The organism is Embleya sp. NPDC020630, assembly GCF_044334985.1.
Taxonomy (GTDB): domain Bacteria; phylum Actinomycetota; class Actinomycetes; order Streptomycetales; family Streptomycetaceae; genus Embleya.
Map to the genome: position 1 here is coordinate 23,860 of NZ_JBIRUB010000019.1, position 21,166 is coordinate 45,025.

The following is a 21,166-nucleotide window of genomic DNA, read 5'->3' on the forward strand; positions in this document are numbered from 1 at the left end:
GAATACACCCGGACCGAGTCCGGGTTCGAGAGTCGAGATCTTCAACGTCCACAGCGGCGCATAGGCCCCGCCTGCGACACCTCCGGGGCCTCGAGACACGCCCCCGTTCACCCCGGAACCGGTCACCCTCCCGTGCCCGAGTAGCACCGACCCAGGCCGCGCGACCGCCCAGACCTCGTGGTTCCGTTCCTGGCGGGCGAGCCGGGTGGGGTGTAGGGCAGTTCGAGCCGGCCGCCGATCGGCAGGTGTTCGGAGAAGAGGAGGCTGCTGCCGGTGAGTTCGCGAAGGCGCAGTTTTGGAATGCCGCGCTCTTCGAGGGAGTCGTTCCTCGAAGACGGTGGTCCAGGGCAGGGATGGCGGGTATCGCCGGCGGGGCGGCGGTGTCGGTCCGGATGATCACGCCGGTCGCGGGGTTGGGCCGTACCGAAGAGGGGCGCTCCGACGGCCGGAGGCCGCAGGAGCGCCATGGGTGTTGTCGGCTGTCAGTTGAGCGCGGCCCAGTTCTGGGTGGTGGTGTTGGCGGTCGGCTTGGTGATGACGGCGGCGCCGATGGTGACGGAGGCGCTGTCGAGGGTGAATCCGCTGGCCGGGTTGGTGATCGTGAAGGTCCCGCTGCTGTTCTGGGTGACCTGCCATTCCTGCCAGGCGTTGGAGGAGTTGACGGCCCGCAGGGTGGCCTGTTCGCCGGCGTTGTAGGGCGCGGTCAGCACGAGTGCGTCCGGGCAGCCGTCGATGAGTTTCGCCGTGCCGTTCGCGTTCGCCCTCAGCGTCCACTGCTGTCTGGTGCTGGTGGGATCGTAGGTGTAGAGGTTGGCGGGGGCGCTGCCGGACGCACCGCACTGGCCGACGCGTTCCATGGCCAGGCCGCCGCCGTTGGTGAGGGCGTGGGTCCGGCCGTCGCCCACGATCGTGGGACCGTAGTTGATGGCGTGGGCGGCCAGGCGGTTCAGCGCGCTTCCGGTGGTGGCGAGCGGGGGGTTGGCGGTGGGCCGAACGGCCTTGAAGTAGTCGGCGAATGTCGAGGGGGTGTGCGTGGTCAGCACGCTGATCGTGCCGTTCCAGCCGCCGTCGACGTTGTTCCACAGGTCGAGCAGCGAGCCGTCCACGTTGCCCTGGACCCGGTCCCCGGTGTCCCAGCCGGTGGAGTAGGTGAAGCTCCGGCTGTCGCCGGTGGGCCACACGTAGCGGTAGTCCCCGAGGAGGTAGGCGGCGGCGGAGTCGGCGAAGCCCTCGACCCAGGCGCAGGTGCCGGAGCTGGCCTTGTCGATGTAGTGCGGGTTGCAGCCGGTTACGTTCGGCCACCACCCGTCGTACAGGCGATGCAGGAGGAAGTGGCCGCCCTCGTGGAGCACGGTGTGCTCGGAGTCGGGGTCGGCGGCGGAGAGGTGGACGGTGTTGGCCAGGTCGTAGAACGGACCGTCGACCGAGTCGGCGGTCCATCGGATATTGAGTTCGGTGCAGGCGTTGTTGTTCGCCTCGTGGGTGGACCAGCAGTCGCTGACGGAGTTGTTGCGCTTCCACCACAGGAGGTTGACGGTGTCGAAGGCATGCCAGGCCCGCGCGGTGCCGGCGGTCGGCTTGAGGGTGCCGAGGTTGACGCCGGCGGAGATGTTGGCCTGGGTGGGTGAGTCCAGGGTGTAGGGGGCGCCGGTGGTGTCGCCGACCTTCCACAGCTTGGTGCTCTCGGTGCGGAATCGCACCCACATGCTGCTCATCGAAGTGGTGGAGGTGGGGGTGTAGCAGAGGTTGAAGCCGCCGTCGTCGACGCCGGTGTACTGGTAGTCGGGGGTGAGTTGGCGCGGGGCGTCGGTGGACTTCTCCTTGCCCCACAGTTGGGCGTTCGCGTTGCGGACCGGCTTGGTCATCGTGGGCTTGTTCGTGCCGGCTTCGGCCGACTGGTAGTCGTACTGGAGTTTGCCGCTCAGGCAGATGGGGGACGCCGCCGCGGCGTCCGACGCCGTCAGCGGAACGGCGACCGCGGCGAACAGGGTGGCGAGCAGGGCGGTGCCTATGGCGGCGAAGCCGCGTGGCAGCCGAATTCGGATGGGCAAGGTGTTCCTCCCCTGGGGCACTTCGAGGTCCTGTCCAGACGGGCCGCCGCCGTGCGAGGAACCGGGCCGGCCCGTCACGAACGCAACGAAACTCCGGGCGCACGAGCAGTATGCAAGTCGCCCTGAAATACCTGGCGTTACGATGCCAAATCAGCTTGTCACCATCCATCCTGTGAGTTGCCCTGTTTAAGGAGAAAAGGAGATATTTTTATCGGCGGAGCGATGGCGGTACGGGTCGACGTCGAGCGGCTCGAACGCGTGAGCCACATCGTTGCCTTCGACACGAGGCACCCTGCACGATGGGGTCTGACGATCACCGCGATCGACGAGCGGGCCGGGATGGAACGCAAGATCGTCACGCACCGCGCGGCCCGGTTCCACCTCCGCATCGAGGGCGCCGATATCCCGGAGAACGCGACGCCGCGTGCCCCGCCACGCGCCCGCGCGCGCCCGAATCCGCGCCTGCGCCGCGCAAACAGGCCCCGAAATCCTCGTTCACCCACAGGAGTTGCCCACCGCCCGATGCCCGGTTCCCTAGCATGGGGGCGTGTCACCTTGGCGGGGGAGTGGCGCGGACGTCGAGGGGACACCATGGACCAGGACAACGATTCCGGCCCGCCCCCGATCGACACGAAAACTCCCAGCGTCGCCCGCATCCCCTGAACCCCCATCACGGCCACCCACCACGCCGTTGCGGGTGATGGGCCTCGCACAGACGCTGTGCCTCCCGCACCTCGCGGGTACGGGGCGGCGTGGTCGAGACTTCGTCGAGGCACAGCCGTCGTGCGTCGGCGGCACAGTACTCGCCGTCGACAACGCTCGGCGTCGACGCAACCGTCTGCAACGATGTGCCGATGAGCTACGACCCTGCCGTGGGAGACGGGCGACCGTCTCCCTGACGACGATCGAGCCGGCGCGATGTACGACGAACTCTACGAGCGCCACTCGGAGTCGGACGATGTCGTCGTGCCTGTGGCGTCGTGCCTGTGGCGCCGAGCATCCTGGCGCACGTGGACACCCTCGTCGCGCGGTACCCCGACGACGTCGACGGCAACGTCGTGGAGGCGTCGGCACCTGTCGTCGACGAGGCATCGGGATCGATCGTGTCCCTGCTCATGTCGTATGGCAGGGCCGAGGAAGCGTCCGAGTACGCCGCCGACCCGGCCCGGGAACACGGCCTCGCCTGCTTTGATCCGCAGGGCGAATGCCCGCGACCGTGAACCGGCCGTTGCCCGGCGGGTGGATCGGCGACTGTCGGGCTCACCCGACGGGGCGGAACACCTGGGCCCCTCGGTCCGGGTCGACCTCGGGCGGAATTCCCGGCCGCGTCCTGTAGGCCACACCGTCGACGACGATCGTCTCCTTGAGACGACTCAGGGGAAGGCTCTCGGTCCGGCCGTTCGCCGGACCCCCGACGAACGTCACCAGCACCGGCATCTCCGCGAACTGCGCCGGTGGCGCGGTCACGGCATCGCCGTTCGGCATCACCAGGGTCTTCGGTTTTCCGGAAGGCGTTGAACCCCCCGACGGCGTCGGCCAGCCGGCCGCGCCCGGTTCTGGAGTCGAACCGGCCGGATCCTTCATGTCTTCCCCCGATGTGCAGCCGGTCGCCAGTGCCACGACGAGCACGACGGACGCAAAGTATCGAACACGCATCCGCGTACTGTCCCACCGAGGTCACTCGCCACGGCGTGCCGCCCCCCATCATCACGCGGCTGCCCCCGGCGTGGTCGACCTGGAAGGATCGGTACGCAGGGGATCCGCGGGAACGGCGCACCAACCCGGACGTGTGCGCGGGCCCGACCGGATACTCATGTCTGTGCCTGCGCGCGGTAGCGGTGATGGGCGGCGACGATCGTCTCCTTGCTGCTGGTGCGGGACTCCGCGGCCAGGTAGAGCCGTTCCAGGAGCGCGCGGTAGCGCTCCACATCGCGGGCGCGGCTGATGTACGTGGCGGCCTCGACGTGTTCGAGATACACCATCTCCTGCGGGCCCCCGTGGGGAAAGCGCAGCAGCGTCATCGACGACGGCGGCGTCAGGTCCGTCGCGCTGGCGAACCGCACGATCCGCACCTGCACCCACCGGCGTTCGATCGCCTCGAGCAGGAACCTCATCTGATCGGCCATCACCCGCGCCCCGCCCACCGGACGTTTCAACACGCTCTCGTCCATCAGCGCGATCAGCATCTCGGTGCGCTGCCCGTTGCCCAGGACCTCCTGGCGTCCCCGGCGCAGCGCGACGCGTTGGTCGATCTCGTGGGGTTCGGCGTCGGGCAGGCCGCCGGCGATGACGGCGCGGGCGTAGTCGGGGGTCTGGAGCAGGCCGGGGACGACGTGGACCTCCCAGGTGCTGATCCGTGTCGCGGACTCCTCCAGGCTGATCAACCGGCGCAGCCAGCCGGGGGTGACGTCGGCGTAGCGATGCCACCAGGGTTTCTCGTCGGTTTTGCGCAGCAGATCCTCGACGGTGGCCAGTGTCGCGGGCTCGCGTACGCCGTAGGCGTGCAACAGGTCCATGACGTCGTGGTGTTTGGGCGGGCTCTCGCCGCGTTCCAGGCGGGAGATCTTCGACCGGGACCCGCGCACCACCTCGGCGGCGGTCTGCAGCCCACGCCCCGCTCCGTGCGCAAGTCCCGCAGCATCGATCCGAGGACCTTCATCGCGGCCGACGGCCGATCGGGCACCGACTGCGGGGCGCGATCGGAGGATAAGTTCCCGACGGCGTCGGAGGACAACGTCACGCGGCGACTCCACACGAACGAAGGAAGAAGAAAAAAGGGGGATGCGCGTCAGTATTCCGCAGGCGCACACCCCCGTCCGCCGATCGCATCATCACACCGCGTTCTTTGCGTGAACTATTCGATCAGGACGTCGAATTCCCCGGCCTTGGCGCCGGCGACGAACATCGCGATCTCGGTCTTCGTGTACACCAGCGCCGGCCCGTGCGGATCCCGCGAATTGCGCACCGCGACCGCCCCCTCCGACGTCACGCCCAGCTCCACGCACTGCCCCGTGGCCGAACTCGCCGCGCTCCGCACCCACTCGGAGACGCCCAACGTTCCCGCCGGTGCGCCGTTCGTACCTTCCCGCACGTTGACCACCGCTTTCCCACCCGCCCGACATCCGCATGCCCGTACACGACAGCACGGCTTCCCGTGCAATGCCATATGCATTTGCACGAGCCGATTCCTCATGCTAGCCGGCCAAACGAGGTCGCGAAGTCCCTCGAACGAGTGGTGGGTCGATACCAAGGACGTCGGCAAGATCGCGGACGCACTGCAGCGCCCGCCGCTCGATGACTCCTGCCGCCACAGCCCACCCCAACGCCCCATCAGGGCTCGGTGCACGCCCGTCCGCTGGTGGGATACGCTCCGGCGGCGTCCGAGCCGGAACGAGAGTCGTCGGTTGCCTCCCGCCGCGTGGCGGTGGGCAGGCGAATTCGCGGGCTTCGTAAGGAATCGGGCGTCTCGCAGGCGACGATCGCCGAGGCCGCGGGCCTGAGCCGCCCGTTCTACGGAGCCATCGAGAACGGCCGCCGAAACGTGTCCCTGGACAACCTGTTCGCCATTGCCGACGCTCTCGGCGTCGATGTCGGCGCGTTCTTCCGCAATCCCTGAGCCTGCGCAACGCCCACGCGGCGACGTAGGGCCGGCGCGTCGCCTTCCCCTTCTCGACCGGGCCCGATCACCAGCCCTGCACGGCGCCCGAGAGGCATCCCGGCACGGCACGAGGAGGTCGTTGCCGAGTATCGCGCCGGACAGGACACCGCGAAGGTCGGGATCGGGTTCCGCAGATCGACCGACGGCATATTCGAACAGCGACCGTCCCTCGGATGTCCGGCGTGCGCAGGAGCCGGGTACGCGTCCCACGGAGGCGGGGAGTGACGCGTCGTTGTCTCGCCACTCGTGGTTCGTGAGCCGCTTCGGGATCCGGGCTTGTGTACGGGAAACCCACCGATTGCGGACGAACGGCGGTCCGTGGACTCTGCGGTCGTCGGTAGAGTCCCGGGGTGAGTGTGGGACGTGAGGAGGGCCGCCTGATCGTGCTTCGGGGAAACTCGGCGTCGGGCAAGTCGTCGGTGGCGGCCGGGATTCGTGACCGATTCGGCCGGGGGCTGGCCCTGGTCGGGCAGGACAACCTTCGCCGCGTCGTACTGCGCGAGCGGGATCGTCCGGGCGCTGCCAACATCGGCCTGATCTCCACGGTGGCCCGATACGCCCTCGACGCCGGCTACCACGTGGTCGTCGAGGGCATTCTGTACGCCGATCGGTACGGGAAGATGCTGGCAGACCTGGTCCGGGATCATCGCGGCACCACGCGGTGCTACTACCTGGACGTTCCCTTGGCCGAGACGTTGGAGCGTCACGCGACGAAGCCGGATCCGGAGTACCTGGCACACGTCACCGCGCGGGACCTGCGTGATTGGTATCGCGAACGCGATCTGCTGCCCGGTGGAGGCGAGACGATCATCGGTGCCGACAGTCCCCTGAAGGAGACGATCGAATTCATCCTGCGCGACACGGGCCTGGCCGGGCTGTCGTCGCACGATCTCTGACGCGGAGCGCTCGGGGCTCGACGATCCCCGCCGCCGGGAACATCCTGTGCTCGACGGGGATGCCGTCGGTCGATCACCTTCCGCAACGCCACCACCTGGACGCCGTATCGGTGGTGGCACGTTCGGGGAAGTGGCCGCGCGGCCGAGGCGCGCCACAGGCATCGGACGCGAGTCTCCGCGATCCGGTGGAAAAACCGTGGGTCGACGCATTCGCCGAAGCCTGTTCCAGGTGACCTTCGCGCCGGAGGGGCGACGTGGGATGCGGCTCCCCAGCTGACTGCGCATCGCGGGCCGCGTGGCCGGGAATTCGAACACAGGTGCATCGACGTGCGACTCGTGACGTCGTGCCGACGGACGTCGGCACGCCCGGAACAGGGGTCCCGCGCCGGTGGCGTCGGGCCCGACGTGAACCCTGCCCGCGCCAATGGGTCGCGCCCTGACACCCGGCGGACTGCCGCCATCCCCCTGCCCGCTCCACCTGGTGTTCTCGTCCCGGGAACACGAGGACGGGAGGTGATCCTCGCCGAGTACCCCCACGAGTCACGTGCCGCCGCCCGTTTCGTTCATCCGCGCCCGGGTGAGGTGTCGACTCGTGGGTGGGTGGTGGTGTGTCAGCGGTAGTCGTCGGGGTGGCCCTGCATCCAGGTGTTGATCCGGTCCCGGGTGTGGAGCAGCGTGGTCTGGTGCTTCTTCAGGTTTTCGAAGGATCGGTCGCCGCGGAGTTCGGTGTCGAGTGCCTTGATCAGGGCTATCGGTTCGGGGAAGTGGCCGGCGCCTTTCGGATCCGTCTTCATCGCACGGTCCAGGCGGTGCAGTTCGTCGTGGACCCGCCCGAGGAAGTAGGCGCAGTTGCTCGGGGTGCAGGCTTCTTTCAGGGTTGCCTGGAGCCCGGCGAACGCGTCCCGTACCTTCACTTTCGGTACCGCGGCCGACGGCGCGCTCGACGCACCGGCGGACGCCGAAGTACGAGCGGGGGTGGGCGAGTCGGTGCCGAGCATGTGCGATGGCACGGGCACGCTCGCCGGCGCACTCGCCGCGGCCGCCTCCTGCGATCCGCCGTTCGAGGTGTCGCAGGAGACGGCGAACACGACGGATACCGTCACGGCGAGCACCGTACCGCGCACCGGGGGTGGGAACGACGTGAACACGGAAATCCTCCTGCGGTCGTCGAGTTCCACGACCCTAGCGTTACGCACCGACGCCATCCGGCTACCGCGATGAAGGGAACTTCGAAAACCCTGCGGGAATTCGACCGGGTGCTCCGTGCGACGCTGCGGCCGACGGGGCTGTTTGCCGAGTCGGGCGGATCGCGGAACGCGGCGGCGCCCGCCGTATCGACGGATGGCCCAGGTGAGTACAACCCCGGCGTCCGTGCGCCCGGGGCGGCGCCCGACGCCGGGACGGTGCGCCTGGGCATGCGCCCGCGCGACGGCAGACCCCACACAGCCGCTCGATGTACTACGTCGAGGAGGCCATGTTCCCCGCCTGGCCCCGGATCTGTCCCCGGGAACGGCCGCATCCGTCACGGCGTACACGGTCCGCGGACCCGGGACGATCGCCGACAGGATCACCACCTTGAGAGCATGCGCGACGCCGCCCCGCTCACCGGGCCCACCTCCCGGACCGCCCGCACCGAACAGCGGGCCAAGCCACACCCCGCCCGGTCCGCCCGTACCGCCTGCGTGACCCGCCGAAGGAGGAAGACGATGTGTGGGACGCCGTCATCGGTGGCGGGGGAGGTGCCGGGACGATCGGTCCGTGCGGTGCGCGACACCCCACTTGATGCTCGCGACGAGCCCGCACGCACCCGGCCGATCCGCAGCGTGCGGCGGCGACCGTTTCGTCGGACGGAACTCGCCTGTCGGACGACATCGCGATCGGTCCGACGGGTGCGGGCACGGCGACGGGGTTTCAGGGTGTGGGGTGGTCGGAGAGGGCTTCGGCGAGGAGGGTTCGCCAGTGTCGGGCTCTCGGCCGGGACACGCCCTTGAGGATCGGGGGGACGTCGAGGGGGTTCTCCCGATCGACGAGGAGGAGGCGGCACAGGAACTCGACCATGCCGCAGTCGTACACCCGCCACTCGCCACTCTCCTCGTACAAGACGGTTCTCCATCGTGTCGGCCCCACCGACCACGTCACCACCGTGGAGGCCGCCCCCCGAACGATGCACACGACACGTCCGACCGAACGGCGGTGCCCGTATCGGCCGCTCGCCCTCGCCCGTCAGTCGGTGGTGCAAGGGACCCCTCCGGGAACCTGACCTCGGTGCAGATGCCAACCGGCGCCACCGCCTCGCTCACCGGCTACCAGACCTACGCGGGCGCCCAACTGCCCGCCGGCCTGACCGACCCGAACGGCAACAAGACCTCCTACTCCTACGACACGTCCGGCAACACCCTCGCCGTCACCGACGCCACCACCGGCGGCACCGGCGCGCAACTCACCCACTCCTACAACCCCGCGAGCCCGACCTGCGGCGGCTTCAAGGGCCGGCGCTGCACCAGCAACGACGCGAACGTGGCGGTGTTGCGCCGGGCGATGCCGAAGCCGCAGCTGTCCTGGTCGGACCGCGTGCTGCTGTCCGCGCCGGCCGGATGCTGCTCAAATCGTGGCCGCGCGCGAGCGGTTCGACGCCCGCGCGGCCGAGCCGATGGCACCGGTGGAGCAGAGCCCCTGACGCGGGAACCAGTGCTGCGCCCACGCGGGGGGCGGTCATGCGTGCGAGCAGGGCACGCACGTGCGCGGGGACGGCGATTCGGACCTGTGTGGTGAGTTGATCGGCGGGCAGGCGGTGGCCGGTGAGCTTCTCGACCAGGACCAGGCCGAGGGCGTACAGGTCCGCGGCGGATGATGCGGGCTGTCCCTGGATCTGCTCAGGGGCCATGTAGGCGGGGGTGCCGAACGCCATTCCCGGGGCGGTGACGGTGCGGGTGTCGGAGGCGTCGTTGCGGGCGTTGCAGAAGTCCATCAGCACCACGCGTCCGTCCGCGCAGATCATGCTGTTCGCGGGTTTGACGTCGCGGTGCAGGATCCACGCCTCGTGGACGTGGGCGAGCGCGTCCGCCACCCGGGCGCCGGTGTCGAGGATCGAGTCCACGGGAGCGGTCTCCCACGTTGCGCCGTGGAGTTTCTTCACGACGAGGTAGGGCAGCGGCCGGCCCTGGCGGTCGATCGTGCCGGCCTCTTGGACGGTGACGACGCCGCCCGTGGGTGGAGCGAGGCCAGGGTCCGGGCCTCGCGGGCGAACCGCCGGGCCGCGTGCGGGTATTGCACGACACTGGTGACGAACTTGATCGCCACCCGCCGGTCGAGCCCGAGGTCCACCGCCTCCCAGACCTCTCCCAAACCCCCTTGACCCAGCAGGTGTTCCACCCGGTAGCGGTCCCCGACGCTCATGCCCTCGTGCACCCGGTCTCCCTCACAGGACGTCGCGACACTGCCTCGTTCGGTGTGCGTGCGGATACCGGCCCCGGCCCGCACCGCACACCGACGGGAAAGGGGCGGGACGTGGGTCAGCACAACAAGCCGGATCCGGACCCTTCGAAAGGCAGGCCGCCGCCGGGGAACAAGGACGGTGAGGTCCCGGAGGAGCCGGAACCGGACGGCCGGCACCGGAAGCCGAAGCCGTGACGAACCCCGACCCCGACCTCGACGCACATCCAACGCGTACGTGCCCGTCGATCGTGACGCCGACCCGAGCGCCTGGGCGCGGTTGCTGTACGCGGGCCCGTACGACGCGGCGATCACCGAGATCACTGCGGGCCGCCCGTCGGTGGTGGGGGCATGCTCGACGCCCTCGACGTCGAACCGGCCAACGGTCCTGGAGTTGGGCACCGGTACCGGCTGGAACGCCGCCCTGCTCGCACACCGCGTCGGCCCCACCGGCCACGTCACCACCATGGAAGCCACCCCGACCCTCGCCGCGAACGCCCGCGCCACCCTGGCCGGGGCCGGCTTCACCGACACCACCACCGTCGTCCACGGCGACGGCGCCCTCGGCCACCCGGACACCGCCCCGTACGACCGTGTGATCGCCACCTCCGAGATCGAACGACGCGTCCGCGCCCTGCTCGCCGGACTCGCCATCGAGGCGGCATGACCGGCACCGCGACGGGCGCGCACGTCACGGCGATGCGCCCCGAACACGCCGACCCGGTCCTGGCGATCTGCCGGTTCGGCATCGACGGGGGCGACGCCACCTTCGAGACCACCGCCCCCACCTGGCAGGCGTTCGACACGACCCGACTGCGCGAACACCGCCTGGTCGCCGTCGACCGGGACGACCACGTACTCGGTTGGGCCGCCGTTGCGCCCGTCTCCGACCGCTGCACCTGCGCCGGCGTGGTCGAGCTTGACTCGGACCCGCCGACTACCCCCCGTGCCGTCCTGCGGCGGGCGCGAGGCCAGGAGTGGAGGTGATGCCGAACTCGCGCCGCAGCGCGGCTCGGGCGGCCAAGTGGCCGCACATGCCGTGCACTCCCGGGCCGGGCGGTGTGGAAGCGGAGCAGAGGTACACGCCGGGCAGGGGAGTGCGGTACGGATGCCACGCGGGCACCGGCCGGAACAGTGACTGCGCAAGCGTCACGGCGCCCGCCCCGATGTCGCCGCCGGGGTAGTTCGGGTTGTACGCCTCGTATGCGGCCGCCGACATACCCCGCGCCGCGATCACCGTGTCCGCGAACCCGGGCGCATACCGCTCGATCCGGTGGGTGATCAGCGCGACCGGGTCGCGTACGTCCCCATTCGGCACGTGAGCGTACGCCCACACCGGGCGGCGACCCGCTACCGCGCGGTCGGGGTCCGTCACGGCCGGATCGACAACGAGCACGAACGGTTCCGGGGCCGCCCGTCCCAGGGCCGCCGCGTTCTCGGTCGCGAGGATCTCGCCGCGCGTTCCGCCCAGGTGGACGGTCCCAGCGCGGCCGACGTCGGGATGGGTCCAGGGGATCGGCTCACCGACGAGGAAGTCTGCCTTCGCGGCGCCCGGTCCGTACCGGAAGCGCTCCAACGCCCGGCGGCGGCGCCGCGGGAGGCGGTCCCCGGCCAGCGCGAGGAGTCCGTGCGGTGTGGTGTCGAGCAGCACGACGCGGGCGTCGAGTTCCGCGAGGTCGGTGACCCGGTGCCCGGTGAACACGGTGCCGCCGTGCGCCCGCAGGTCGTCGGTCAGGGCTTCGGCGATGCGGGCGCTGCCTCCGCGCGGCACCGGCCAGCCGGTCGTGTGGGCCAGGTGCCCCAGCAACAGCGCGACAGTTCCTGCGGGCAGGCTGGGCAGTCGGCCGACGGCGTGGGCCCCGACGCCGGTGAGCAGCGCTCGGGCCGGTTCGGTCCGCAGGCCGTTCACGCGCGTGAAGTGCCCGAGCACGCGCGGGCCGAGCAGCGTGGGGGCGATGAGGTCCGGTGGCAGGGAGCGCAGATCGGACAGGAGAAGATCGGTGACCCCCGAGCCGCGTCGGATCAGCGGTTCCATCAGCCGTCGCCAGCGCGGCCCGTCCGGGCCGAGTCCGTCGCAGGTGAGGTCGAGGTCGCGGTGGGCGAGGGCGGCGGCACCCCCGTCGAGGGGGTGCGCGTACGAGATCGCGGGCGCTGTCAGCGCGACGCCGCGCGACACGAGGTCGAACTCGCGGAAGAAGGGCGAGGCCGCCGCCATGGGGTGCACGGCCGCGCAAAGGTCGTGCCGGATCGCCGGGTCGAAGAGCGCCTCGCCGCGCAGGCCGCCACCGATGGTGTCGGCCTGTTCGTGGACGTGAACGGTGAGCCCGGCTCGGGCCATCGTGATGGCGGCGGCGAGGCCGTTGGGGCCGCTGCCGACGACGGCGACGTCCGGGCGGGTCATGCCGGCGCCTCCAGCGTAGCGAACTGCCCTTCGGCAAGCCGCCGGTAGACCTCGTCGGACACGAGCAACTCCCGATGCGTGCCGACGGCCCGCACTCCGCCGTCCTCCAGCACGATGATGCGGTCGGCGCGCACGATCGTGGACAGTCGGTGTGCGATGGCCAACACCGCGCATTCCCGCGCGACTTCGGTCATGGTGTCCCGCAGGGCAGCCTCGGTGTCGCTGTCGAGATGTGCGGTTGCTTCATCCAGCAGGAGCACCTCCGGTCGCTGCACCAGCGTACGTGCGATGGCGAGCCGTTGCCGCTGGCCGCCGGACAACCCGGCGCCGCGCTCGCCGAGTTCGGTGTCGAGCCCGTGGGGAAGGTCCGCGACGAAGCCGTCCAGCCCGGCCAGCCGCAACGCGCGGTGGATCTCGGCTGGTTCGGGGTCCGGGTTCGCGTACGTCAGGTTGTCTCGGATCGTGCCGCGAAGCAGCGGCGCGTCCTGTTCGACGTAGCCGACCCGGGAGCGCAGTTCGGCGAGCGGGCAGGCGGCGATGTCGCGGCCCGCGACGCGGATGGTGCCCGCATCGGGCCGATGGAAGCGCTCGACGAGCTGGAACAGGGTCGTCTTCCCGGCACCGGAGCCGCCGACGATCGCGGTCAGTCCGCGACGCGGCGCGGTGAAGGACACGCCCCGCAGCACGGGAGCGTCGGCGTGGTACGCGAAACGGACCCGGTCGAACTCGACCGCGGATGCCGACTCCGACGGCCCACCAGCGGGATCACCCGTCCATCGCCGCGCGGACGTCTCGCCGCCTCCGCGCGGTTCGACCCACTCGTGCCGCGGCTCCTCCTCGTGTTCCTCCTGCGGGATCGTGCCCAGTTCCCCCACGCGTTGGATCGCCGCGCGCCCCTGCTGGATCTGGCCGATCGACAGGAACAGCAGGACCAACGGTGTTACCAGATAGAACAGGTACGTCACGAAGGCGGTCAGGTCCGCGGCGGGTAGCGAGCCCGTGGCCACGCGAGCCATGCCCCAGCACATGACGGAGGCGAGGGTGAGCTGGGTACCGATGTTCATCGCCGGGGCGAGCAAGGAGCCGAAACCGGCGACGCGGATCCCGCTGCGCCGCGCACCATCCGCGAGGCGGGCGAGTTCCTCGGTCTCCCGCTGCTCGGCGCGCGACGCCTTGACCGTGGTGAGCGCGCCCAGCACCCGTTGCAGCCCGGAGCCGAACGCCCCCACGGACTCGCGGCTTTGGAGCGCGGCGATGCGCAGCCGGCGGGCGAGCAGCAGCGCGCAACCGGCGGCCATGCCGAGGCAGCCGACGGTGACGAGCAGCAGTTGCCAGTCGATCCGGGCCATCAGGACGATGCCGCCGACCAGCATGAAGACCGAGGTGACCAGTTGGGTCGTCGACTGGGCGACGACCAGGCACGCGATGGACGTGTCGGACACGACCCGCGCGAAGACGTCGCCGTGCTCCAGACGGGAGAAGTCCGGGATTCGGCTGCGCAACAGGCGACCGCCGAGGTCGCGTCGGGCGTCGTAGACGATGTTCTCCCCGGCGCGGCCGATCGCGTAGGCCTGTCCCGCGGCGAGGGTGGCATCCGCGACGAAGAACAACACGATCAGCGTGATAGGCCCGACGAGCGACGCGTCGAGGGCGACGGCCTTGATCAGGCGGCCCAACATCCACGGCTGGGCGAGCTTCGCCGCGGCGCCGACGAGGCTCATGACCAGGCCCGCGAGCAACAGAACGCGGTGCCGGCGCACCGTCTCGCGGAGGTTCATGCCGGCTTGGTGTAGGAGGCGACGAAGACCCCGCCCTCGGGGGCGTAGTCGTGCAGCCGCCAGTCGCCGAAGTGCCCGTCGGGCCGCAGCCCGGCGCTTTCAGCGTAGGCGTCCACTTCGCCGGGCGTGAGCAGGTGCGCGATCTCGGTGCCGATGCGGTGGGTGCCGTCGGCCTCGAAGAGGATGGTGGACACCTGCCAGATGCGGTTCCCGGCGAGGAGTGTGGCGTTCAACTGGACGCCGGTGTCCGGGTCGGGGTACGGCATGAATATCGTCGTGCGTGCCTGCCCCTGGTGGAGTGCCTCGACACCGGGACGGTTGTGCGTCTCGACCAACAGCCTGCCGCCGGGCCGCAATCGCGCCGCCGCGCGCGCGATGACTTCCCGCTGTCCGTCGGGGTCGAGGATCAGGGCGAGGGTGGCGCAGACGCAGTAGACGAGGCCATATTGCCGATCGTCGGCATAGGTGCGGATGTCGCCGAGTACGGCGGTCACCACTCCCTCGTCTGGCTTCTTCTCCAGCACTGCCAACATCTCGGGCGAGGAGTCCACGCCGGTGATCGGGCCGACGCGGTGCGACAGCGGCAGCGCGATGCGGCCGGTGCCGACGCCCAATTCCAGTGTGCCCCAGTCGGGTTCGGGGTGCAGCGAAGCCAGGGCGGTGACGGTGGTCCGGGTCGCGGCTTCGTCTTGGAACATGCGATCGTACCAGGCGCCGAACTGCCTGCCGTAGCCGTTTTCCGCGATCGTCATGAGTTCTCCGTTTCCGTGATGGGTCGCGGTTCAGGCGACGGGTGCCGCGACGGGCCGAGGCGTTGTGGGCCGGGATACGGTGCGCCGGGCCGGCGCGTCTGGACGCGCCACCGGCCGCGGTGCGACGGTCAGTTCGCACCTACGCCGGGTCAGCACGTAGTGAATTGCCGGGTGTGTGGCGCCGAACGCGAGGACGAAGCGGTTGAGCCCCATGAATTCGCCGATGCCGATGTGGAACGCCGTCATCGTGCCGAGGTAGACGCGGGCCGCAGGCTTGGGGAGGACATAGATGAGGGGGAACCCGCACTCGATGGCGATCGTGCCCCAGCACAGTGCCTTGGCGAGCGTCGGGTAGCGGGACAGGACCTTGTGCGCACGGGGGTCTCCGTAGTTCTTGGTGCGGATCACTCCCGCCACGGCCTCCCCCTTCAGCCAGACCGGGGAGACGAGTTTCACCAGTCCCGAGGACACGTAGGAGATCGTGGTCTCCAGCGCGAGGGTGCGCATCGCGAGGTCGTCGGCCCGTGCGCGGTCGGCGATCAGCCCGGTGGAGGCCATGGTGACATTGATGACCATCTGCAACTGGTCGGCACCGTCCCGGCCGAAGGGGATGACCTGGGCCTGCACGCTCTGCAGGGCGGCCAGCGTGGCGCCGCCCACGACGCGGAGCGCACGGTTTCTCGGCCAGATCAGGGTGGCCGCGGATATCGCGGCCTGCGCGCCGAAAAGGGCGTACGGGAACGCCGTCGACGCCAGCGCACGATGCAGTCCGGGGAACCGCGTGGCGAACTCCGGTTCCAAGGCGTCGACCTGACTCCCCAGTAGATCACCCTTCGCGAAACGTTCGTGCCGGCTGAGCGTCTCCAGCGCGGCGATGAGTGTCCCGGCGGAGGCGAGTCGGCGCGCGGTGACGGTGGGGTTCGGCGGGGTAAGGGACGCGGCCCTCCGGGCCAGACGACGGAGCACGGGTTCTCCTTTCGGTCTCGTAGTGGGCAACGGTCGGGCACGGGTACGGCACGTGCGCATGTCCGGTACAAGGGCGGGTACCGCCGACGCCGACGCGCACGCGCGTCGGCGTCGGCGGTCCCGAATGCCGGACCGGCTGTGTTCAGGCCGTCGGCCGGGTGTCAGCCGTTGCGGGAGACATAGTTGTAGACGTTCGCCGCCAGCGCCCCGGTCGCGGCGCCGACGAGGGCGACCACCTCGGGGCAGGTGACGGTCAGGAAGGTGGCCATCACGGGGTCGGCAGGGGACTCGAGCCCCGTGGCGACATCGGCCGCCGTGAGCAGCCCCGGCGACACCTCGATCAGGCGTTCGTTCGCGAACTCGGTGACGAGAGACATTCGATCCATACCTTTCTTGTGGATCCGGTGACGGATCTCCTTGATGGTGCTTGGACATGACGTCGACCACTCCCCAGCGGCGCGTCAGGCGCCCGCTTCGGCTGGGGATTCCGTCCTCACGCGCGCAGGCGAACAGCGCGTACGGTGGCCTGAGGGCGGAATCCCCGGTCGACGCGACCTACCGCGCAAGGATGGCCGCGGGGGTGTCGGCCGGCGGTTGCGCGGGCTTGAGTGGTATGTGCTCGGAGGCGAACATGGGCTGCACCCGGTACCGTTCGGCGGTCTCGGGATGCCCCTGCAACATCATGAACTGCGTGTGTTGGGCGCCTGGTTCGTGTGCGACGCACGTCGTCAGGTAGCGCCGTATGAGCCGGTAGCCGGAGCTGGCGACGAGGTTGGGCATCTCGGAGCCGGACTCGTGGGCTGCCTTGACGATGATTTGGAGAGCGTCGAAGACGACCTTGGGGACTCGGTTGCCCGCGTTCCAGAACAGGCTGTACCAGGGCCGCTCCCGGATCGCCTCGATCTCCGACCAGGGAGTGGCCGCGCCGTCGACGATGTCGCGGTAGAGCAGGTGCATGTCCGACACCCCGGGATTGGGTCCGAAGAAGCGCCAGTTGGGTGCCCGCAGGAGGCGCAGCGGCCCCTTTTCGAGCAGGTGGTCGAACCGTTGGTCCGGAAGTTGCCCGGCGGCGGTGTTGACGAGCCACACGGCGAGCCCCGTGGATACCGCCGCGTACACGGCGCGTTGCCCGTTCACGGCCGGCTCTCGGGGGAGGCCAGGTGCGCGAGAGCCTTCGCACACCTCTCGTCGGCGACGACGCCCATGTGGTCGACGTCCTCGTACACGTGATGTCGGGAACGCTCCGACAGCGCCAGCAGCCGTTGCTGCGAGGCCAGGTGGCGCTCGGCGATCGTGCCCTTGAGGGCGGTCACCACGTGCAACGGCATGTCGAGGCCGCGTACCGGTCGGTAGGAATGCGCGGCCAAGTACTCCCGGTACGCGGTGGCCCATGTGCGAGGCAGCGCGTGATACTGGGTGAGGCTGGCCCTGATCTCGTCGGAGAAGTGTCCTCCGAACGATCCGAGGGGCCGCAGGACGTTGAGCCCCGCCACCGCCCACACGCGTTCCATCAACAGCCGTTGCCGTGTCCACGCGTCGGCGGAGTCGCCGGCCCGGGCCCGGAGGTCGGCGGTGACGGTGGGATCCACCATGACGACGTGGGACAGCCCCGTACCACCGCGAAGTTCGGCGTACGCGGCGGCCAGGTGGCCCCCGAGCGAGTGCCCGACGAGGACGACCGGCAACCCGTCGAGGTAGCGGTCGCGCAGTTCGTCCACGATCTCGAAGTGTTCTTCCAGGGTGACCCCGTCGCGCGGGCTGCTGAGGCCGTGGCCGGGCCGGTTGTAACCGACGTGTGCGGCGGTCTCGGGCAGATACCGGCGAACACCGGTCCACTCCTCGTGTGGCAGGCCGAGTCCGTTGAAGAAGACCACGCCGAACGCGGCGTTCGCCGGGCGCCGTTGATCGACTTCGACCACGGTGCCGTCCCCGCGCGGCATCACGGAGAACTCCGCCTCGCGTCGGCGCCTGCCCGCGCGCCTCGCACGCGCACCGATTGCCCAGCTCCACGCGGACAGTCCCGCCACGCCGATGGCGAACTTCCGTTCGAGCGACGTCGTCGTCACCGTCGACGCACCTCCTCTCGTTCGTGGGTGCCGAATCGTGTGTTGTGATTGGGGTTTCGAACATGAGCACGCCCGACCGACCCCTTATAGGCCGATTGATCGTTCCGAACGGGCACCAGACTTGTCCGTATTGAACGAAGCCACCTGTACGAAGGCTCGTCCGCAGTCACGAGGATCGATCATTCCCCGGAACCAGTGTGTCGAGGAACGATCGGAAAGTTCTTGTCGTGGCCTGCACGGTTCTTGTCAGTTCTCGCACGACACCAAATGCGTGAAGGTGGCCGTAGTCTCCGGGAGGCATGCCGTATGAAGCTCGAAAGGCGCGGCTGAAGTTGGCGCCATCCGTGAAACCCCACCGGGCTGCAACGGCCAGGATCGTGCGGGAACGCAGAGCAGGATCGGCGAGATCGTGTCTGCAGCGTTCAAGCCGACTTTTCTGCGGATCCCGTCGGCCACTGAAAGGCCCTGCCCTTGGAAGAGCTTGTAGAGGTGGCGAGTGGAAATACGCGTACTCATTTCACTTTGACTGGCCTCAACCACGCTCATGGACGGGGGAGTTCACGACACCGGCGCTTGGCGTCGTCGGCGCGGGTCGGACGGGAACGCCACGGACGATCCCGACCCACGACCTCGAGGGCTTTGCGGAGCGCACCCGGATTGTCGTGACGGTGTGCCCGCCGTGGTCCATCGCAGACTTCGGGGGAAGGCATGTCCATGCGCTCGTCGGGCACATCGATACCCGGGGGACCATCGGTGCGCGGACCCGTTCGGGACGGCGTCCCGGTGCCCGGGGTCGACACGCGACACGCGACCTTCGGCCACGTACGGGCCGGCCCGTACCCGCCGGGGATCGCCCCGGACGCAAATGGTGCGAGCCCGCCGCCGATGATCCGCCGGAGTCGGGGGCACCGGACGCGCCCGGCCGAGGCACGAACCGCCCTGCCTGGCCGGGCGCGACGCGGACGTACGGCATCGAGTGACCGTGAGCGTCCGGTCATGTTCACTCGGGCGAATCGCCTCAGCAGTTGCCGTCGGTGTAAGCCAGGTACACCGACTTCGCCGTCATGTTGCCGTTCTTGTGCCCGGAGTCGATACAGAAACTGCCACCGGAACCGTTCGACCCCACGGCGACCGCTGCATCGGTGTCGCGGTTGTTGTACACGGATCGCGCCGTGAAGCGGAGATTCTGCCAGTAGCCGGGGTTTTGGTACTGGAGTTTTTCCCCGTAGCCGCCCGTCTGGCTGTAGAGGCAGATCCAGCCGCTCGGGCAACTGTATGCCGCGGCCGTGGTCTGCGCCGAAGCCGCAGGGACCGCGAGCAGGCCGACGCTCATCGCGGTGGCGGCCGCGACGGTGGTGATCTTCCTGATTCCGTTCATTGGTTACTCCTCTACATGTCGTGGTGTGGGTCTCGGCTGTCTGGGTGGGTGTGTGCCCCCAGTGCATGGGTCCCGATGACAAGACGAAAGGCTGGCCAATCCCCGGAGACCCAGGCAAGGACGGATCGTCGTCCCGGACAGTCCGGGAGCCGTTCGGCCTGGTCAGCGCCTTGTTCGGAACGTGTCCCGTTCTTGTTCGGGACGCCGGACGCGGGGCGAGAAGGGGAAGTCCCCTTCTCGCGGGGAGGCGGCCGTGTCGGCCGGTGCGTGGGTTCCGAGAGCCGACCCGGCCGCGGAGCAAGCTCTTCGTCGTCGCTCAGCCGTGGGACCGGTCGTTCCTCGCGGGCATGTTCACGGGGTTGGGCGAGGACAGAGAAAGGGCGTTCGTTCCGCACTTCGACGCTGTCGGGATCCGCAGTCGGTTCCCGGAGGACCTGTCCGAGGAGTCGCGCGCCGTTGCGCGTTCCGGGAATGGCGGCATACCCGGCGACCTTTCGATCGGTACGAGGGCGGCGAACCGCGCACCATCTCGACGACGTAGGGTGCCCGGCCCCGAAGTCCGGGCGGGGCGGGTGCCCGAGCGGCAAGGTGCGGTACCCCGACCGGGAGTCCGCCGTTGCGGGCCTCGGGCAGTATCGAAGCCCGAGGGTCGACCGGGTGCTCCAACGGTGCTATAGCTGCCTGCGGTACCGCGGGTGGCACCTGACGAGTCGCGCGTAGCCGTTCCGGGGCTCTGGGCCGGCGGTGCAGGGCCGGTGTCCCGCGATCACGGCGGGCGTGTGTCGGAGGACTCCGTGGAGGGTTTCGGGGTTCCATCGTCGGGTCAGGCCGTCGGAGTGCATGACCAGCGCGCTGCCGGGAGGCAGTGGGTGCGCGGTGGTGCGGGGGGCGCGCGTGTGGTGTCCGACGATGCCGGGCTGAGAGGGCAGGTCGGTCTTGGACGTGGGAGTCACGATCGCGGCGGCGGTGTCGCCGACGCCGCAGAAGAGCACGTGGGCGCGGTCGGGTTCGACGCGTGCCACGGCCACCGCGGCGCCGCGTGTGCCGGCAGGGCCTGGTGGATCGCCCGCACGATCTCGTCGGGTCGGGTGCCGCCGGTGTGGAAGGCGCGGATCGCGGCCCGGGCGGCGGTTTGCGCAGGGGGCCGTGGCCGAGTCCGTCACACAGCATCACCAGCACCGCGGGCCCCGCCCCGAAGGCGGCGAGGGCCGGCACGGGCACGGGCACGGTCCGGTCCGGGGCGGGGACACGGGCGCCTGCCACCGCGTCCCGCGCGGCCGGCCCGGGCGCCGATGCCTCGGTGCCGTCCGGGCGGGCCGCCCAGCCGTCCCCGCACGCGGGCGGGGCGTCGCCTCGCGCCGGTGTTCCGCTGATGGGTCGGGTCACTCCTGCCACCACGCATCGCGGCGGTGCGCCACGGGGCAGATTTTGTGCGCTTCGAATCATCAAAAATCTATGCTGACTGGAGTAGACATCGAGTGGTGGTGTGGTTATGGTTTCTGTCGTAGCCCAGAGAGACCGAAGGGTCTGGCAGGGACGAACTGCCAGCCGCAGTAAGGCAGTACAGGTAGTCGCAGTGTGCAGGACGGTGTGCTTGTGGAGTCTCGGAGTCAGGGTTGTCGCAGGACGGCGACGGGACTGACGGCCGCACCGGGTGGCCCGCGTTGACCGGGGTCGCCGTGAGCAGTACCGCAGTTCGGTATTCGCAGTACCCGCAGTTGGAGTAGGTGAGCGGTACCTCGGTGAAGGCGTCGGCTGTGGACGCGCGCACCGGGAGGTTCGGCAGTG

The 21,166-nt window shown here is 69.7% G+C and carries 23 protein-coding genes and 1 pseudogene; 6 read left to right on the plus strand and 18 right to left on the minus strand.

From position 1 onward, the window contains the following. Positions 1–482: 482 nt before the first annotated feature. Positions 483–2,051, minus strand: a complete 1,569-nt coding sequence (locus ACH4XV_RS38650; protein WP_395797601.1) for an RICIN domain-containing protein — start codon at positions 2,049–2,051, stop codon at positions 483–485. A gap of 1,010 nt (positions 2,052–3,061) precedes the next feature. Here ACH4XV_RS38650 and ACH4XV_RS38655 point away from each other — a divergent pair. Continuing rightward, complete coding sequence (locus tag ACH4XV_RS38655; RefSeq protein ID WP_395797603.1) at positions 3,062–3,271, plus strand: hypothetical protein; 210 nt, start codon at positions 3,062–3,064, stop codon at positions 3,269–3,271. A gap of 40 nt (positions 3,272–3,311) precedes the next feature. On the opposite strand, the gene ACH4XV_RS38660 is transcribed toward ACH4XV_RS38655, so the two are convergent. The 3 genes from ACH4XV_RS38660 to ACH4XV_RS38670 all read right to left on the minus strand — a co-directional run bounded on the left by ACH4XV_RS38660 (position 3,312) and on the right by ACH4XV_RS38670 (position 5,142). After that, positions 3,312–3,680, minus strand: coding sequence for a hypothetical protein (locus ACH4XV_RS38660; RefSeq protein WP_395797605.1), 369 nt, complete (start codon positions 3,678–3,680; stop codon positions 3,312–3,314). Positions 3,681–3,862: 182 nt separating this feature from the next. Then, positions 3,863–4,636, minus strand: a complete 774-nt coding sequence (locus ACH4XV_RS38665; RefSeq protein ID WP_395797607.1) for a DUF5753 domain-containing protein — start codon at positions 4,634–4,636, stop codon at positions 3,863–3,865. 269 nt (positions 4,637–4,905) lie between these two features. After that, a complete protein-coding gene (locus ACH4XV_RS38670) occupies positions 4,906–5,142 on the minus strand; it encodes a DUF397 domain-containing protein (protein ID WP_395797609.1) in 237 nt (78 codons plus the stop codon). A 327-nt stretch (positions 5,143–5,469) separates the two neighbouring features. Here ACH4XV_RS38670 and ACH4XV_RS38675 point away from each other — a divergent pair, with 327 nt between their 5' ends. Together ACH4XV_RS38675 and ACH4XV_RS38680 are read left to right on the plus strand one after the other, a co-directional pair. Next, on the plus strand, positions 5,470–5,667 hold the full coding sequence (locus ACH4XV_RS38675; protein WP_395797611.1) for a helix-turn-helix domain-containing protein: 198 nt from the start codon (positions 5,470–5,472) through the stop codon (positions 5,665–5,667). Between the two features lie 398 nt (positions 5,668–6,065). Continuing rightward, a complete protein-coding gene (locus tag ACH4XV_RS38680; RefSeq protein ID WP_395797804.1) occupies positions 6,066–6,605 on the plus strand; it encodes an AAA family ATPase in 540 nt (179 codons plus the stop codon). Between the two features lie 611 nt (positions 6,606–7,216). Here the strand turns inward: ACH4XV_RS38680 and ACH4XV_RS38685 are convergent. Together ACH4XV_RS38685 and ACH4XV_RS38690 are read right to left on the minus strand one after the other, a co-directional pair. Further along, positions 7,217–7,708, minus strand: coding sequence for a hypothetical protein (locus tag ACH4XV_RS38685; RefSeq protein WP_395797613.1), 492 nt, complete (start codon positions 7,706–7,708; stop codon positions 7,217–7,219). Between the two features lie 808 nt (positions 7,709–8,516). Next, positions 8,517–8,705: a hypothetical protein gene (locus tag ACH4XV_RS38690; RefSeq protein ID WP_395797615.1), complete on the minus strand. Its 189-nt coding sequence runs from the start codon at positions 8,703–8,705 to the stop codon at positions 8,517–8,519. A gap of 171 nt (positions 8,706–8,876) precedes the next feature. On the opposite strand from ACH4XV_RS38690, the pseudogene ACH4XV_RS38695 reads away from it, so the two are divergent. Further along, positions 8,877–9,011: pseudogene (locus ACH4XV_RS38695) on the plus strand (hypothetical protein); the annotation flags it as partial. A gap of 76 nt (positions 9,012–9,087) precedes the next feature. Here the strand turns inward: ACH4XV_RS38695 and ACH4XV_RS38700 are convergent. Together ACH4XV_RS38700 and ACH4XV_RS38705 are read right to left on the minus strand one after the other, a co-directional pair. Beyond that, a complete protein-coding gene (locus tag ACH4XV_RS38700; protein ID WP_395797617.1) occupies positions 9,088–9,741 on the minus strand; it encodes a protein kinase in 654 nt (217 codons plus the stop codon). Then, the gene (locus ACH4XV_RS38705) at positions 9,738–10,001 is read right to left on the minus strand and encodes a hypothetical protein (protein ID WP_395797619.1); all 264 of its coding nucleotides are present in this window, start codon (positions 9,999–10,001) and stop codon (positions 9,738–9,740) included. Before ACH4XV_RS38705 ends, ACH4XV_RS38700 begins: the two co-directional genes overlap by 4 nt. 274 nt (positions 10,002–10,275) lie before the next feature. Between ACH4XV_RS38705 and ACH4XV_RS38710 the strand changes: the two genes are divergently transcribed. Both ACH4XV_RS38710 and ACH4XV_RS38715 read left to right on the plus strand, forming a co-directional pair. Beyond that, on the plus strand, positions 10,276–10,704 hold the full coding sequence (locus tag ACH4XV_RS38710) for a protein-L-isoaspartate O-methyltransferase (RefSeq protein WP_395797621.1): 429 nt from the start codon (positions 10,276–10,278) through the stop codon (positions 10,702–10,704). Continuing rightward, positions 10,701–11,024, plus strand: a complete 324-nt coding sequence (locus tag ACH4XV_RS38715; RefSeq protein WP_395797623.1) for a GNAT family N-acetyltransferase — start codon at positions 10,701–10,703, stop codon at positions 11,022–11,024. Before ACH4XV_RS38710 ends, ACH4XV_RS38715 begins: the two co-directional genes overlap by 4 nt. Here the strand turns inward: ACH4XV_RS38715 and ACH4XV_RS38720 are convergent. The 10 genes from ACH4XV_RS38720 to ACH4XV_RS38765 form a co-directional block, all read right to left on the minus strand. Further along, entirely contained in the window at positions 10,975–12,438 is a 1,464-nt protein-coding gene (locus tag ACH4XV_RS38720) for a phytoene desaturase family protein (RefSeq protein ID WP_395797625.1), read from the minus strand. The two genes, ACH4XV_RS38715 and ACH4XV_RS38720, sit on opposite strands and share 50 nt — an antisense overlap. Beyond that, positions 12,435–14,216 carry an ABC transporter ATP-binding protein gene (locus tag ACH4XV_RS38725; RefSeq protein WP_395797627.1) on the minus strand — a complete coding sequence of 594 codons (1,782 nt, stop codon included), beginning with the start codon at positions 14,214–14,216 and terminating at the stop codon, positions 12,435–12,437. Before ACH4XV_RS38725 ends, ACH4XV_RS38720 begins: the two co-directional genes overlap by 4 nt. Then, a complete protein-coding gene (locus tag ACH4XV_RS38730) occupies positions 14,213–14,968 on the minus strand; it encodes a class I SAM-dependent methyltransferase (RefSeq protein WP_395797629.1) in 756 nt (251 codons plus the stop codon). The genes ACH4XV_RS38725 and ACH4XV_RS38730 overlap by 4 nt, the downstream gene beginning before the upstream one ends. Before the next feature lie 30 nt (positions 14,969–14,998). Further along, positions 14,999–15,934: a hypothetical protein gene (locus ACH4XV_RS38735; RefSeq protein ID WP_395797631.1), complete on the minus strand. Its 936-nt coding sequence runs from the start codon at positions 15,932–15,934 to the stop codon at positions 14,999–15,001. 161 nt (positions 15,935–16,095) lie between these two features. Further along, positions 16,096–16,311, minus strand: a complete 216-nt coding sequence (locus ACH4XV_RS38740) for a linaridin-like RiPP (protein WP_380029518.1) — start codon at positions 16,309–16,311, stop codon at positions 16,096–16,098. Between the two features lie 178 nt (positions 16,312–16,489). Then, positions 16,490–17,071 carry a hypothetical protein gene (locus ACH4XV_RS38745; RefSeq protein WP_395797633.1) on the minus strand — a complete coding sequence of 194 codons (582 nt, stop codon included), beginning with the start codon at positions 17,069–17,071 and terminating at the stop codon, positions 16,490–16,492. Further along, positions 17,068–18,000 carry an alpha/beta fold hydrolase gene (locus ACH4XV_RS38750; RefSeq protein ID WP_395797635.1) on the minus strand — a complete coding sequence of 311 codons (933 nt, stop codon included), beginning with the start codon at positions 17,998–18,000 and terminating at the stop codon, positions 17,068–17,070. Before ACH4XV_RS38750 ends, ACH4XV_RS38745 begins: the two co-directional genes overlap by 4 nt. A 166-nt stretch (positions 18,001–18,166) precedes the next feature. Then, positions 18,167–18,391, minus strand: a complete 225-nt coding sequence (locus ACH4XV_RS38755) for a helix-turn-helix domain-containing protein (protein WP_395797806.1) — start codon at positions 18,389–18,391, stop codon at positions 18,167–18,169. A 627-nt stretch (positions 18,392–19,018) separates the two neighbouring features. Continuing rightward, positions 19,019–19,378, minus strand: coding sequence for a peptidase inhibitor family I36 protein (locus ACH4XV_RS38760; RefSeq protein WP_395797637.1), 360 nt, complete (start codon positions 19,376–19,378; stop codon positions 19,019–19,021). Between the two features lie 671 nt (positions 19,379–20,049). After that, on the minus strand, positions 20,050–20,541 hold the full coding sequence (locus tag ACH4XV_RS38765) for a SpoIIE family protein phosphatase (protein ID WP_395797639.1): 492 nt from the start codon (positions 20,539–20,541) through the stop codon (positions 20,050–20,052). Positions 20,542–21,166 lie beyond the last annotated feature (625 nt).

Excerpts from the sequence above, each read along its gene's own strand:
- ACH4XV_RS38705 (WP_395797619.1), bottom strand. The coding sequence starts at position 10,001 with ATGAGCGTCGGGGACCGCTACCGGGTGGAACACCTGCTGGGTCAAGGG.
- ACH4XV_RS38715 (WP_395797623.1), top strand. The coding sequence starts at position 10,701 with ATGACCGGCACCGCGACGGGCGCGCACGTCACGGCGATGCGCCCCGAA.
- ACH4XV_RS38720 (WP_395797625.1), bottom strand. The coding sequence starts at position 12,438 with ATGACCCGCCCGGACGTCGCCGTCGTCGGCAGCGGCCCCAACGGCCTC.
- ACH4XV_RS38725 (WP_395797627.1), bottom strand. The coding sequence starts at position 14,216 with ATGAACCTCCGCGAGACGGTGCGCCGGCACCGCGTTCTGTTGCTCGCG.
- ACH4XV_RS38730 (WP_395797629.1), bottom strand. The coding sequence starts at position 14,968 with ATGACGATCGCGGAAAACGGCTACGGCAGGCAGTTCGGCGCCTGGTAC.
- ACH4XV_RS38740 (WP_380029518.1), bottom strand. The coding sequence starts at position 16,311 with ATGTCTCTCGTCACCGAGTTCGCGAACGAACGCCTGATCGAGGTGTCG.
- ACH4XV_RS38760 (WP_395797637.1), bottom strand. The coding sequence starts at position 19,378 with ATGAACGGAATCAGGAAGATCACCACCGTCGCGGCCGCCACCGCGATG.